This window comes from Synechococcus sp. MVIR-18-1 (assembly GCF_014279835.1).
Lineage (GTDB): Bacteria > Cyanobacteriota > Cyanobacteriia > PCC-6307 > Cyanobiaceae > Synechococcus_C.
In genome coordinates this window covers 248,351-262,290 of record NZ_CP047942.1, presented here as the reverse complement: position 1 = coordinate 262,290, position 13,940 = coordinate 248,351, and the positions used below count along the sequence as shown (strand labels likewise).

Genomic DNA, 13,940 nt, shown 5'->3' with positions numbered 1-13,940 from the left:
TGCCGTCTTTGGTCACGGCAGGTTATCGCTGTTTTGTCAGGTAAGACAGGGCGTCCTCCCAGCTGAGTTGCTGTTCCTCACCCTCACCCCGCAAGGACTTCAGCCGCAACTGGCCTGCCAGCGCCTCTTCATCGCCAAGCACCACAGCCCATGGCGCCCCTGAGCGATCAGCACGCTTGAACTGCTTACCGAACGCCGCGCTCGAGCCATCCAGCTCAACAACGAGGCCTGCCGCCCGTAATTTCCGGGCCAAGGTCAAAGCTTGAGGCTCCGCCTGCTCGCCGCGATTGATGAGATACACCAGCGGCGCTGAGGTTGCTGTGAGCCGAGCGGCAAGTCCACCTGGATCGGATTGCGCAGCAGCGGCGATCACCAGCAGCAGCCGCTCCATCCCTAAGGCCCAGCCGATCGCGGGTGTGGCGGGGCCACCCAACTGCTGAATCAGGCCGTCATAACGACCACCGCCACAGACCGTGGCCTGGGCACCGAGTTGATCGCTGGTGATTTCAAAGGCGGTATGGCCGTAGTAATCGAGACCGCGCACCAAGCGGGGATTGAGTTGATAGGGAATCTGCAGCGCGGTCAGCAGGGCGCGCACCTCATCAAAGCGATGGATGCTCTCCTCGCTGAGGGCTCCTAACAACGTGGGAGCCTCGTTCAATAGCAGCTTGGTGCCCTTATCTTTGCTGTCAAGAATGCGCAGGGGGTTGGTGCTGAGGCGCTCCTGGGAGTCTGGATCTAACTGTTCAAAGCGCTGCTCAAGCCAGCCCACCAGCTCAGTGCGAAAGCGCTGACGATCCTCAGGGGTACCGAGGCTGTTGATCTCTAGCTTGAGGCCTTGAATCCCTAAAGCAGAGAGCAGGTCCCAGGCCAGAGCAATCACTTCAGCATCACTACGCGGGCTGCTGGCCCCGAGGAATTCCACGCCGATCTGGTGAAACTGGCGCTGACGGCCGGCCTGAGGACGTTCATAACGGAACATCGGGCCGCCGTACCACAGGCGCTGGGTTCCTTGGGTGAGCAAACCATGCTGGAGGGCTGCTCTCACCACAGAGGCGGTGCCTTCTGGTCGCAGGGTGCAAGAGCGGTCGCCCCGATCCAAAAAGGTGTACATCTCCTTGCCCACCACATCCGTGGCCTCACCGATGCCCCGCGCAAACAGGTCCGTGAATTCGAGCAACGGCGTACGAATTTCGTCTAAGCCTGCGCAACGAAAGTGTTCGCGCGCCAGCGACTCCACAGCCTGCCAACGTCTTGTCTGCTCCGGCAGCAGATCCACCATGCCGCGCAACGTCTGCAGCTGACTCAAAGCGCCATCACCATTCCAAGGACAGTCTGCCGTTTCACAACCTGAATCGGCCCTATCTCCCTCAGAATGCTTGGGGATAGGGATCGATCGATGGCCCAGCTGCTGATTACGGGCGGAGCCGGCTTCATTGGCAGCCATACCTGCCTCGTGCTGCTGGAAGCGGGTCATCAACTGCTGGTGCTTGATGATTTCAGCAACAGCTCAGCGATCGCCCTGGAACGGGTCGCCGAACTGGCAGGCACTCGCTTGCAGCGCGCTGAGCCAACACTGGTATCGGCACCTGAGGTATTCACCCTGGTCGAGGGAGATATCAGGGACGCCCCATGCCTGGATGCACTCTTTGCAAGCGCCAAGGCATTCGGCCAACCGATTGACGCGGTGATTCATTTCGCGGGACTCAAGGCTGTGGGTGAATCGGTGCAACAGCCCCTGCGCTACTGGGATGTGAACGTTGTTGGAACGCAGCGCCTGCTCAGCGCAATGGACAAGCACCACTGCCGCACGGTGGTTTTCAGCAGTAGCGCCACCCTTTACGGCTACCCGGATCAAGTGCCGATTCCGGAAACAGCTCCGATCCAGCCGATCAATCCCTATGGCGCCAGCAAACAAGCCGCAGAGGCCCTTTTTGCCGATGTAGCGGGCTGCAGCGGCAAAGCTGAACAGATCCAAGCCAACGAGGGTGACTGGCGCATTGCTCGGTTGCGCTACTTCAATCCCGTCGGCGCCCACCCCAGCGGCCGGATTGGGGAAGACCCCAATGGCATCCCCAACAATCTGTTCCCGTTCATCACGCAGGTGGCCGTTGGCCGCAGGCCCGAACTCACCGTGTTTGGTGATGACTGGCCGACGCCAGATGGAACCGGAGTGCGCGACTACATCCACGTGATGGACCTCGCCGAAGGGCATCGAGAAGCGCTCCATTCCCTGCTCAGCTCTGACCCCCAATTGCTCACTCTCAACCTGGGCAGCGGGCAAGGAGCGAGCGTGCTGGATGTGGTGAAGGCCATGGAAGCGGCGAGCCAACGGGCGATTCCCTATCGCATTGCTCCCAGGCGACCTGGCGATGCGGCGATCACCGTGGCCAACCCAAACCTGGCAGCCCAACAGCTCGATTGGCAGACGCAACGCTCGCTCACGGACATCTGCCGTGATGGCTGGGCTTGGCAACAGGCCAATCCCAACGGCTATGGAGAGGCATGCCTCTGACGAGCTTTCACCATCTCGTACTGGCGGGAGGTGGGCACAGCCACGCCCTGGTGCTTCTCGATTGGTGCATGCATCCGCAACGGCGACCGGCTGGATTGATCACCTTGGTGAACCGGCAAAGCTCAATGCTCTATTCCGGGATGATTCCCGGCCTGATCGCCGGCCACTACAAACGCTCTGACGTCGCCATTGACCTCCGCCGCCTGTGCGATCGAGCCGGCGTTGCGCTGGTGATCGCCGAGATCACCGGTGTGGATGTGAGGCAAGAGCAGCTGCAATTGCGGAACCGGCCCGCCTTGAGCTTCAGCCAACTGAGCATCAACGTGGGCGCAGACACACGGCCAGGTCCTCTACTGGCGATCAAGCCCCTGGAACCAGCATTGGACACGTTGAACAACGGCCATGACCCGAGCTCCACTCCCTTTCAACTACTAGGAAGCGGCCTCGCGGCTATGGAGGTGGCCTTGGCCTTGCGGCAGCGCTGGCCTAAACGCAGGCTGCAACTCCTACATCGGCCTGAAACGGCTCCGAGCCAGCTGCTCTCCAGTCTCAACCAGGTGACGATTGAAGCGCTACCAAATACTGCCCTCAACCCATCCGGGCCAGGGCTGCGCTGTACGGGCAGCCAAGCCCCTGAGTGGCTCCACTCCAGCGGCCTGCCCTGTTGCCCAGAGAGCGGGCGGGTGCGGACCCATTCCAGCCTTCAGGTGCTGGGGCATCCAGCGATTTTTGCGGCCGGCGACTGCGCGGTCGTAGCCGACAAACCCCGTCCCCCGTCTGGCGTGTGGGCCGTTCGCGCTGCCACCACCTTGGCGCACAATCTCCGGGCTTGGAGCCAAGGTGATCCGTTACGCCACTGGCGTCCTCAACGCCGGGTCTTGCAACTGCTTGGTGGGGTGCATCCAGAGGGCTACCCCCACGCTTGGGCGCTGTGGGGAGGAATGCAGATCGGTCCCCACCCCTGGATTTGGCGCTGGAAACAACGCATCGACCGCCAGTTCATCGCAAGGTTTGATCAGGCTCCAGCCATGAGCTCAGGACCCATGGACTGCCGCGGCTGCGCGGCCAAGCTCCCTGCCGCCCCACTGGAAGCAGCCCTTGAAGCGGCTGGCCTGAAAGCGCTCGGAAGCTCACCGGAAGACGCCGCCAGCCTTGGCAACGACTGGCTGCAAAGCGTGGACGGCTTTCCTGCCTTGATCAGTGATCCATGGCTCAATGGCCGGCTCACCGCCTTGCACGCCAGCTCTGACCTCTGGGCCTGTGGCACCAGCGTGGATTCAGCCATGGCCGTGATCACCTTGCCCAAAACAGCCTCCGCACTGCAGCAGGAGTTGCTGAGCCAAACCCTGTCGGGACTGCGTTCTGCCTTCGAGCCACAAGGGGCCAGGCTGATTGGCGGACACACCTTGGAGGCTCGAGCAGAGGCTCCCACCCCTCTGTCGCTCGGGCTACAAGTGAGCCTGACTGTGAATGGCAAACGCCCCGCTCACCCCTGGAACAAAGGAGGTTTGCAGCCGGGAGATCAGCTCCTGCTCTCCCGGCCACTCGGTACAGGCGTGCTGTTTGCCGCGGCCATGGCCGGTGCCGCCCAACCTGAGGATCTCGACCATGCCTTGGCGCAGATGGGGACGAGCCAACACCCCATCGTTGAGCAGCTGCAGGAGCTAATCAACCTTGAAGCCAAGACCAAGGCCAAGGCGCAACCCAGCTGCACCGATGTGACTGGGTTTGGCCTGCTTGGCCATCTCGGTGAAATGCTCCAGGCCAGCAGCCAAAGCCTGCACGTGGTGCTCGATGGCTCGGCGATTCCCGCCTTACCTGGAGCCTTAAAGCTCTTGAAAAAGAAGTACGCGAGCAGCTTGGCGCCAGCCAACCGCAGGGCCTGGTCGTTGCTCGATCCCAGCCAAGACCAACCCGCGAAGGTGAGCCTTGCTGGCGCAGGTCGCGGCGTTGATCCCGAGGATCACCAAGCATTGCTGGAACTGCTTGTGGATCCCCAAACCTGCGGACCGCTGCTGCTGAGCTGTTCCGAAGCGATGGCGGATGCGTTGCTGCAAGGCCACGACAGGGCGTGGCATCGCATTGGTGTGGTCAGCGCATCGCGCGCAAACCCTGCCTGCGCAAGCGCTGCAATTCCGCTCCAAGCGCTGGGCCCTGCTGCCAACCCTGGGCCAACAGATCCTTAGCGGTGAGGGGGGAGGTGCAATGGCGCCAGCGCCCCCACCAGCGCAACAACGGTCTTTTCTGCGCCGGGTTCTGACTCACCAGCAACGCCACCGCTTCCGCACCCCAGGCCTGCTGCTCCAAGGCATCACACCATTCCTCCGCCGTCCAGCCAGCCGAGGCGTCCTCGCACGCATTGGCTGGCAGCCAAGCGCTGAGCGCCTGCATCTGCTGCAACCAGCGCTGCTGTTGCTGCGGCAGCTGCAGCCGAGCCGCAAGTTCCAGCGGGTCAGCCGCTCCAGCCACAAGCGCAGGCAACAACGGCAGCTGCAGCCGCTGGGCCTGGAGCAAACGCCGAATCAGGCGGGGATCAGCCTGCAGGGCAGGGTCCAGCAGACTCAAAGCTCCCCAGGACTGCAGAGCGATCAGAGCCTCAGGCCATGGCTCTCGTGCAAAAAGCAGCTCTAATTCCATGCGCAGCCGCGTGGCGAGAGCAGGGGGAGCGTCACCCGGCGCATCGCCGTGGGTCCATGACCAAGGCCAGGCCTCAAGCGTTTGGGTGATCTGCTGCTGCGCTTCTGGTGCCAAAACGAAAGCCAAGCGCGCGGCATAACGGCAGGCCCGAACCACCCTTGTGGGGTCATCGGCCACGCTGCAGGCGTGCAAGAAGGCAAGTTCACGGCGCGCCAGATGGGCCTGGCCGCCGTGCGGATCCAAGAGCCATGGCTCACCATCACCAGAGAGCGACAGCTCCAAGGCCATCGCGTTCACCGTGAAATCCCGGCGCTCGAGATCTCGTTCCAAGGAGCCGCTTTCCACCACAGGGTTTTCGCCCGGAGCTGGGTAATGCTCTCGCCGCGCCCCAGCGAGATCGAGCAACACGCCATCGAACGACAGCTCAGCGGTGCCATAGGCATCGTGGATGCGAACGTCCTTGACCAGCTGGTGTCCGTAGTGCCGCTCCAGTGCTGCCGCCAACTCGGAGGCCGAGCCCTCCAGGACCAAATCCAGATCCGGCAGGTCTCTCCATGGATCGCAGTGCTGATCATGCAGCAAGGCATCACGGACAGCACCACCCACAAGGGCTAAGCGGGACACTCCAGCTGCAGATGCGATGGCCTGAAGCGCCGGCAAAAGCTGAGAAGGAAGGCCTGGACGCTCCACCCGCTCAGCCTCCAGCAGGCTCGATGGGTGCCAAGCGCGGGTCAAGAATTTTGGGCCCCATGCCCGCAAATTTCACAGCAATCGACACCTTTTCGCCACTACCAAAGGTGTGGGTGATCTCCCCGACCCCGAAGCTGGCATGGACCACCTGATCGCCCACACTCCAGCTTTTCCCTGGGGCTGGCCCGGCCTGGCGGCGACGCACGGCATTGGCTGGCGCTCCAGATGCTCCACCCGAGGCCACCCGTTGTGAGTCATTGCGGTCCACGCGGGTAAGTCGCTCGAGGCGCTGCTCACGCCGCAGCGCCGCTCCTCCGCTTCGAGGGACATCGCCCTGAACAAGACCTTCCGGCAATTCGGACAGAAACACGCTGGGCATCGCCGGCTCACGCATCCCTCCCCACAACCTCCTCTCACTGGCGTGGGAGATGAATAAACGCTCTTTGGCCCGGGTGATGCCCACATAGCAAAGACGGCGCTCCTCCTCCAGCGACGCTGGATCATCCAGGGAGCGATAGCTAGGGAACAACCCCTGCTCCAGCCCAACCAGGCACACCACGGGAAATTCGAGTCCCTTACTGCTGTGCAACGTCATCAAGGTGACCCTGTCTGCTGCCGTGTCCTTGCTATCCGCATCACTGGCGAGCGCGGCGGAGGCCAAAAATCCCTCGAGGTCTCCCTCATCATTTTCTTCCTGATATTGGAGACCCGCATTCACCAACTCCTGCAGATTGCGGCGGCGTTCTTCGGCCTCATCGGAACCATCAGCGATCAACTCGCTCACATATCCGCTCTTTTCCATCACCTCTTGGATGAGTTCGGATGGGGTCGCAACATGAATGCGCTCCTTCATGCCGTTGATCAATTCACAGAACTGCAGCAACCCCCTGGCGGAACGACCGCCCAGGGAGCGCACCGCCTCGGGATCGCTGACCACATCCCACAGCGGGATCCCCAGCTGATTGGAAGCGTCGGTTAAGCGCTGAATGGTGGTTTTACCGATCCCGCGCTTGGGCACGTTGATCACCCGCAGCAAGCTGACGGTGTCGGCGGGGTTGATCAGGAGGCGTAAATAGCCCAGCAAGTCTTTAATTTCGCGGCGGTCATAAAAACGCAGACCCCCCACCACCACGTAGGGGATGCGCCAGCGCACCAGGGATTCTTCAATCGCTCGAGACTGGGCATTGGTTCGATACAGCACGGCCATGTCTTTCCAGCTGAGATCTGGATTGGCGGCCTCCATCATTCGCATCCGATGCACCACCGCTTCCGCTTCAGCAATTTCGTCATCGCAGCGGGTAAGTGAGATCAACTCACCCTCACCACGCGTGGGGCGCAGCACCTTATCGATCCGCTCGCTGTTATTGGATATCAGCGCATTAGCTGCTTCTAAAATCGTGGCGGTAGAGCGATAATTTTCCTCCAGTTTCACCATCGTCTGTGTGACATCATCAGGAGCTTTGTCACCAAAGTCGTCCTGAAAACCCATCAAAATCGTGAAATCGGCGGCACGAAAGCTGTAAATACTTTGGTCCGCATCACCCACCACAAACACCGAGCGGCCGGACCAATCGTCCACTTGTTGCGGCTCTTTTCCATCCGTCACCAACAGTTTGATCAACTCATACTGGGTGCGATTCGTATCTTGATATTCATCCACAAGCACATGCCGAAACCGGCGATACCAATACCCACGCACTTGCTCATTTTGCTGAAGCAACTGCACGGGCAAGAGCAGAAGGTCATCAAAATCGAGGGCATTGTTTGCAGCCAGAGCCTTGCGATAGCGCCTGTACACATCGGCACTGAGCTTGCCCCGCTGTCCTTCGGCGTTGGCTTCTAAATCATCGGGTGACCAACCTTGATTTTTGGCGTTACTAATCGCCCAGCGCACTTTTTTAGGCTCAAAGCGTTTTGGGTCAAGCTGCAACTCTTGGGTCACAATCTCCTTGACCAAACTCTGAGCATCCGCCTCGTCATAAATAGAGAATTGCTTCGTCCAGGTGAGGCCTTCTGGATCCTTAAATTTATCAATATCGAAACGCAACATCCGTGCAAACAAGGCATGGAAGGTGCCGATCCATAATTCTTTCGTGACCTCGCGATAAATCCGCGTGCGCAACTGGCGCTGCTCCACCGGAGGAAGCGTGCTCCAGGGCTGACCAAATTGACTTTGGGCTAAGCGTTGCGCCAGAAGCATCTCCAACCGCTCTTTCATCTCGCGGGCAGCCTTATTGGTGAACGTCACCGCCAGGATCTGGGCCGGATCGGCCCCATGTTCCCCAATGAGGTGGGCAATCCTGTGGGTGAGTGCCCGCGTTTTTCCGCTCCCAGCTCCCGCAACCACCAGAAGAGGCCCTTCATGGTGATCAACTGCCCGCTTTTGGGCGTCATTGAGGCCTGAGAGAAAACTCATCAAGCGAGACTATCTACAAACAACATCACTCGCTTTGCCTCAGCTGCCCCTGCTCTTAATTGCTGATACCAGTCTGCCGGAAGCTCTTGGCACAAAGCTCTTTCGAAGCAGCGAAACTCTCGGGTTGAAGGTCGGAAGAGATTTGTGTGTGACATACAGCTCTCCAGCTCCAAAGTTTTCGCCTTCTATGCAGAGGCTGAGGGGAAAATTGTTTTACCGCCTAGCCGATCGACGCAGTTGGGAATGGTGGGACTTTCAGCGGAAGTTGAAAGAGACAATCCGAACGATGCAACCAAGGCTGGTTTTGGTGACCGGCATCCTTCCTTTCCAAACCTCAATCTTCAATGCGATCAAGGAGGGAGGTGGGCGAATCGCTAACTACCTCACAGACGACCCCTGGAATCCGATTCATCGCCGCCGCAGCTTTCTGCGAAACCTTCGCCACTACGACCATATTTTCAGCACAAAGCAGGCTCGCTGCAAACGGTTAGAGAAAGCCGGGGCTCCTTCCATCAGCTGGTTGCCTTTCGCTTATGACCCAGCCCTGCATCATCCACCCATAGAGAAATCAAAAAACCAAACTGCAGACGTGCTCTTCGTGGGCACTGGTGCAGCAGAGCGCCTGCCCTGGCTGGAGGCTCTCCAAGATCTGCCAGAAGTACGGAGGCGTATCCATGGAAATAACTGGAGAGGCCTGAACACTCCCGGCTGGGACGTCCAGCCAGCTGTCACCGGTGAGGCCTACTGCCAGGAAATTCACAATGCAGGCATTGTTCTAGGGCTCCTTCGTCAAGCCAATGGGGTCCTATCGACTGATCGCTCTTACGAAATCGGAGCCATCGGTGGTTGCGGGGTTTATCAAGACTCCAGCGAGCACCGTGCTCTCTTACCCCATTACCCGGACGAAGGCTTCTTTAGTACGCCTGCCCAATTGCGGGAGCGCGTGAATCATTTGCTCGAGAATCCAGGGTTATTTGAAAGACTCGCAAAACAACTTGAAAATGGGCGTGTAATCGGCTGGTTCAATGGTCCGATGGAATTTGGGCCAAGATGACTGGGTAGCAAGATCAAGCCTGGGCGATCCGCGCAACCAGAAGATGCAGAGCGCAATGAACAGAAAAATCAAATATAGAGAAAGCTTTCGACCCTTTGCCCCTTCAGTACTGGAAGAAGACGTCAGCAATCAATTTGAAATGAATTCAAATAGTCCCTACATGCTCCTTGTCGCGCCAGTAAAGAAAGAACTTTGCAAGCAAATGCCGAGGAAGAAAATAAACTTTTTAGCATCGAAAAACTCAATATCCCGAGGTCATCACTTCCTGCAGTCACACACGTTGATTACTCAGCAAGGGTACAAACAGTCAGCAGAAGAACAAACCCTCGCTACTACGATCTAATTAACGCCTTCAAACAAAGAACAAGCTGTCCAACACTCGTCAATACTTCTTACAACGTTAGAGGGGGCCAATTGTATGCACACCTCAAGTGCCTATCGATGCTATATGAGAACTGAGATGAATATTAGTGCCGCAAAATTAGACTCATTTCAAGACTGAACAACCCAAGGCCGAGGAAGATGAGACCTGGATGGACGAATTTGAACTCGATTGATTATGAAAGAAACAATTTCCAAAAAACAACTTCGTGAGTTCTGCTTACTAATTGGATTAGCATTCCCCATATTGATCGGTTGGATATTGCCTACCTTTACTGGCCATGGATTTAGAGCATGGACACTTAGGGTAGGCATACCTGGACTAATCCTCGGACTTACCGCACCCCAACTTCTTCATTACCCATACAAAGGCTGGATGGCACTTGGAGATGCCCTTGGCTGGATAAACAGCTATATCATCCTCGGCCTGGTTTTCGTAGTAGTGCTCCAACCAAATGCCTACATCATGCGCCTCTACAGATATGATCCCCTAAGGGAACAACGAAAAAGTTTAAAGACCTACAGAGAGATTATATCAAACAAACACATCGACACCACACGCATCTTTTGAATAATTGAAGCATTTCTTGATCTCACCAGGGACATCTCGGACTTTACGAAAGTCCGCAAGAAGTACTGGTTAGCACCTTTGATTATCACGATTGTTTTCATAGGAGCGCTACTTCTCTTCACCCAGGGGTCAGTCGTTGCACCCTTTATTTAGTCAATTTATTGATTCAAATCATATACTTATCTTGCAGCATACCTGCGACTCACTATAGAATTTTACACTTCAAAAGCGCAGAGCAGCAAGCAAGGAAACACCAAAGCCGAATATATAGCCTTAGGGAATAGATCATGCAAGCCAACAATGATTAGAACTTCAACTGTTTGACCAAGAACATTGACGAGGCCAGCAAACTAGTCATATTGAACGGAGAGTTTTTGCGATCCAAGAATGATAACGATCATTCCTCCTACCCAAAAGCCAGGAATCAGAGCTAGATGTCCAGAGAACAAAGAATGAATAAATGCCTGGACCCAGAGGAAGAAAACAGCAGAGAGCATAAGACTATCGTGATCCTGAAAATCATGGCTTCGAAGGCAAATCGAACCCTGTTTCAATACAATAGATATGAACATCAACAACAGTAATAATAAAAATAATCCGCCGATCAAATAGGTTTCCAAGAACAGATTATGAGGGTACCACAAAGGAAGAGGTTCTGCTACCGATTTGAGCAAGCCTTGCGATTGAAAACCAGTCCCTAAAAAAGGATGTTGGATGATCAAGTGGAAAGACTCCTTAATTAAAATAAGACGACCAACAACGCTTGGGTCACTCGAGATACCACGTCCCAGCAGACCAACAACCAAAGGAGCACACAATGCTATGAAAAGAGCTAATCCTCCAGAGAACAACCATCCCAACTCGCGGCGAGCCAGCCAAAGTGCATAGAGGCAAAATATAAACATAGGAATAATCGACAGGAAAGCACTTCTCGTTTGAGACAGCTGGATACCCCAAAGTCCTACCAATATCGCAAAGATTGCATTCGTCCGACACCAAAAAGCATCAGATCTCTGCAAATAGTGCCTACCCAGAAAAAGAATCAAGATGCCCAAGATAACAAGCGAAGCAGATGAGTAACCAGCAGGTATAGGATTAAGATCCTCAAAGCTAAAACGAGTATCAAAAAGACGATCAACAACCGGACGAGTGACATAAGCAATCTCACCTGAGAGCACCGAAAGGCTTCCCAATCCAACACACAAATCTAAAGAATACCTGTTGGGGCTTACACTTAAAATCAATGGAAGGCACACTATCGGGACTAAGGTAGTATTCACAAAGCTCTTAACTAAAGCAAAAGAGCTTTGAAAGAATTCTATTGGAATTATATAACTATCAAAAAGCAACCTTAAGAGATATATAAGCCAAAAACCAACAAAAGCTCCAACACCAATCAACATCCATCGACTCAACAAAACTCTATGAGTAGCCAAGCCCTTGTCAAAAATAATGAACGCAGCAATCCCTACGCTGATCAAATTGATCAATACGAATGGACGCGAATCCAAGCCTACAAGGTCCTGAATGACAGCCAAGGGAATACGAGCAAAAAGAAAGGCCCATAACCAAAACGCAAATCCGAATGTCAACATATATCGACGAATGGCAAGCTTCACGGCAAACAATACATTATTACTTAATCCTATCAAGCCACTCATCAGGATAGGGGTACTAGCCACTAGAATTCACGAGCCAGGGATGTGTACTGCGATAATGTCAACAACCTCATGTTGAGCACAAGACGAAGAGAACCAATTCAAAAGCTACATAAAAATAAGCCAGGCAATGCTATAGATATCATCAATCAATAAACAATCTTTCAAATTACAATAAAAAACAAACTGCAACCCTATGCTCAATTACGATGAATCTAAGAATTCCAAATCAATGGAAATCAATAACCGTCCCGAAACCCTTGGCCTAGTCATTCCAACCTATGGAAGAACAAGTGAACTCAATCAGTTATTAGAATCAATTTGGAATCAACCCAATATCCCTGAGAAAATCGTAGTCATAGATCAGAATAAATATGGCTTCTTAGATCAAGTAATCATTCGTTGGTCAAATAAACTGCTAATTGAGCATCGTCGAGTCACGTTCAAATCAGCATCTAAAGCCCGAAATCTTGGAGCCAAGTTGCTGCAGACAGATATTATTGCCTTCCCAGATGACGATTGTATTTTCGTGAATGATACAGTAGGCAAGATAAAAGACGCATTTCACATCAATCCACTTGCCGACATTATTATTGGCCAGAAAAGACGATTACCCTCAAGCCGTCATGGCGGGGATAACAAGGCCCATGTAAAGACTATTAAAAATATTCTAGACGTATTTAATTCCAAAGCCGAGACATCAAACATTTTCTGCAAACGAAGTTCGCTATCAAGAATATCTATGATTTTCGATGAAACGATTGGGCCTGGCGACCACACTATAATATCAAATGAAGAAACAGACTTTTTAATAAGAATGTTTAGAACGAATGCAATATTAATAACCTATCCAGGAATACTGATTGATCATCACTCCTCGCAAGTGTCCTATCTGAGATCATTAAAGTATGGAGAAGGTCGCTTTGAGCTAATTAGAAGACAGCAATTGGGAATCTTTTACTATCTACTGAATTTACTTCAACCACTTTTTAGGCTAGCAAGAAAACCTTCTCTGCAAGGCCTTATATACTGTATTGCAACAATGATTGGGCGATCAGGAATCACAAGAGTAATCCCCCCAATTATGACTGATCATCAGAAATCCCGACAAAAATGATTGAATCATTAACCACAAATCTTGATATTATCATTCCAGTTTACAATGATCAGACTGGTCTTGATCAACTATTACTTTCATTAAGCAAACAAACGATCAACCTGGAGCTGATCCAAGTCATCGTAGTAGATAATCATTCAGAAATACCTATCCGGCTGCCAGACACATCATTTCCATGCCATCTAATTCAATGTGTAACACCTGGATCATATGCTGCTAGGAATAAAGCCTTATCACTTATTAAATCGAATCTTGTGGCCTTCACTGATGCCGACTGTGTCCTAAAAGAAGACTGGATAGAACAAGGGGTAACTAGTTTTTTGTCAAAGTCAAATCAAATGGAAAGATCAATCATTATCGCCGGAGAAGTAGAAATCATCCCATCTTGTTCACCCCCAAACTTAGCCGATCTGACAGATATATATTTTGGAATGACACAAAAAAAGTTTGTTCAGGGGGGTAAATATGGAATCACTGCAAACTTATGGGTAAGAAGTGAAGATATCCTAGAATTAAATGGCTTCAATTCAACTTTAAAATCTGGAGGAGATCGTGATTTTTGTCTAAAAGCTAATCAAAAGATAGGAACAGTTGTTCTCTATGAGAAAAGCTGTATTGCCATGCATCCAGCTCGAGACAAAAAGGCGCATATGATAAAGTGCAAACGATTACTCGGTGGCCAGTTTGATCGAGCAAAGGGGAACATTATAAGAGAACTGATTGCACTTTTACTACATTTACGACCATTTATCAAAGAATTTTTTAAAGTGATTAGAATATCAGTTCCTTTAAGGCAGAAGATAAGATTAATACTATTTCTACTTATGTTGAGAATCTCAGTCATTCCGGAGTGGACAAGATTATTTTTACGATTAAAGAAATCATCTCGGGAGTAATTATA

The 13,940-nt window shown here is 53.2% G+C and carries 10 protein-coding genes and 2 pseudogenes; 8 read left to right on the top strand and 4 right to left on the bottom strand.

Features of this window, described 5'->3' with window-relative positions:
- Positions 1–22: 22 nt before the first annotated feature.
- Positions 23–1,309 carry a histidine--tRNA ligase gene (hisS, locus tag SynMVIR181_RS01300; RefSeq protein ID WP_186590431.1) on the bottom strand — a complete coding sequence of 429 codons (1,287 nt, stop codon included), beginning with the start codon at positions 1,307–1,309 and terminating at the stop codon, positions 23–25.
- Positions 1,310–1,399: 90 nt separating this feature from the next.
- On the opposite strand from hisS, the gene galE reads away from it, so the two are divergent.
- Positions 1,400–2,515 carry a UDP-glucose 4-epimerase GalE gene (gene galE / locus SynMVIR181_RS01295; RefSeq protein WP_186589723.1) on the top strand — a complete coding sequence of 372 codons (1,116 nt, stop codon included), beginning with the start codon at positions 1,400–1,402 and terminating at the stop codon, positions 2,513–2,515.
- Positions 2,506–4,701, top strand: coding sequence for a selenide, water dikinase SelD (gene selD / locus SynMVIR181_RS01290; protein WP_186589722.1), 2,196 nt, complete (start codon positions 2,506–2,508; stop codon positions 4,699–4,701). Before galE ends, selD begins: the two co-directional genes overlap by 10 nt.
- Here selD and SynMVIR181_RS01285 read toward each other — a convergent pair.
- Positions 4,607–5,887 (bottom strand): CCA tRNA nucleotidyltransferase, encoded by a 1,281-nt coding sequence (locus tag SynMVIR181_RS01285; protein WP_255444358.1) that lies wholly within the window; start codon positions 5,885–5,887, stop codon positions 4,607–4,609. The genes selD and SynMVIR181_RS01285 overlap by 95 nt on opposite strands.
- Complete coding sequence (locus tag SynMVIR181_RS01280; protein WP_186589721.1) at positions 5,847–8,258, bottom strand: UvrD-helicase domain-containing protein; 2,412 nt, start codon at positions 8,256–8,258, stop codon at positions 5,847–5,849. The genes SynMVIR181_RS01285 and SynMVIR181_RS01280 overlap by 41 nt, the downstream gene beginning before the upstream one ends.
- A 187-nt stretch (positions 8,259–8,445) precedes the next feature.
- Between SynMVIR181_RS01280 and SynMVIR181_RS13440 the strand changes: the two are divergent.
- From SynMVIR181_RS13440 to SynMVIR181_RS13155, 4 genes and pseudogenes are all read left to right on the top strand, one after another.
- Positions 8,446–9,192 (top strand): annotated as a pseudogene (locus SynMVIR181_RS13440) (DUF3880 domain-containing protein); the annotation flags it as partial.
- A 36-nt stretch (positions 9,193–9,228) separates the two neighbouring features.
- A pseudogene (locus SynMVIR181_RS13190) lies at positions 9,229–9,869 on the top strand (carbamoyltransferase C-terminal domain-containing protein); the annotation flags it as partial.
- A 2-nt stretch (positions 9,870–9,871) separates the two neighbouring features.
- Entirely contained in the window at positions 9,872–10,264 is a 393-nt protein-coding gene (locus SynMVIR181_RS01270) for an SxtJ family membrane protein (protein WP_186589720.1), read from the top strand.
- A 3-nt stretch (positions 10,265–10,267) separates the two neighbouring features.
- Positions 10,268–10,417, top strand: a complete 150-nt coding sequence (locus SynMVIR181_RS13155; protein WP_222929431.1) for a DUF5989 family protein — start codon at positions 10,268–10,270, stop codon at positions 10,415–10,417.
- 197 nt (positions 10,418–10,614) lie between these two features.
- On the opposite strand, the gene SynMVIR181_RS01265 is transcribed toward SynMVIR181_RS13155, so the two are convergent.
- Entirely contained in the window at positions 10,615–11,946 is a 1,332-nt protein-coding gene (locus SynMVIR181_RS01265) for an O-antigen ligase (protein ID WP_186589719.1), read from the bottom strand.
- 208 nt (positions 11,947–12,154) lie between these two features.
- On the opposite strand from SynMVIR181_RS01265, the gene SynMVIR181_RS01260 reads away from it, so the two are divergent.
- Both SynMVIR181_RS01260 and SynMVIR181_RS01255 read left to right on the top strand, forming a co-directional pair.
- On the top strand, positions 12,155–13,039 hold the full coding sequence (locus SynMVIR181_RS01260; RefSeq protein WP_222929423.1) for a glycosyltransferase family 2 protein: 885 nt from the start codon (positions 12,155–12,157) through the stop codon (positions 13,037–13,039).
- Positions 13,036–13,935, top strand: coding sequence for a glycosyltransferase (locus SynMVIR181_RS01255; RefSeq protein WP_186589717.1), 900 nt, complete (start codon positions 13,036–13,038; stop codon positions 13,933–13,935). The genes SynMVIR181_RS01260 and SynMVIR181_RS01255 overlap by 4 nt, the downstream gene beginning before the upstream one ends.
- Positions 13,936–13,940 lie beyond the last annotated feature (5 nt).

Coding starts and splice junctions, on each gene's coding strand:
- selD (WP_186589722.1), top strand. CDS start 2,506: ATGCCTCTGACGAGCTTTCACCATCTCGTACTGGCGGGAGGTGGGCAC.
- galE (WP_186589723.1), top strand. CDS start 1,400: ATGGCCCAGCTGCTGATTACGGGCGGAGCCGGCTTCATTGGCAGCCAT.
- SynMVIR181_RS01280 (WP_186589721.1), bottom strand. CDS start 8,258: ATGAGTTTTCTCTCAGGCCTCAATGACGCCCAAAAGCGGGCAGTTGAT.
- SynMVIR181_RS01260 (WP_222929423.1), top strand. CDS start 12,155: ATGGAAATCAATAACCGTCCCGAAACCCTTGGCCTAGTCATTCCAACC.
- SynMVIR181_RS01255 (WP_186589717.1), top strand. CDS start 13,036: ATGATTGAATCATTAACCACAAATCTTGATATTATCATTCCAGTTTAC.
- SynMVIR181_RS01270 (WP_186589720.1), top strand. CDS start 9,872: ATGAAAGAAACAATTTCCAAAAAACAACTTCGTGAGTTCTGCTTACTA.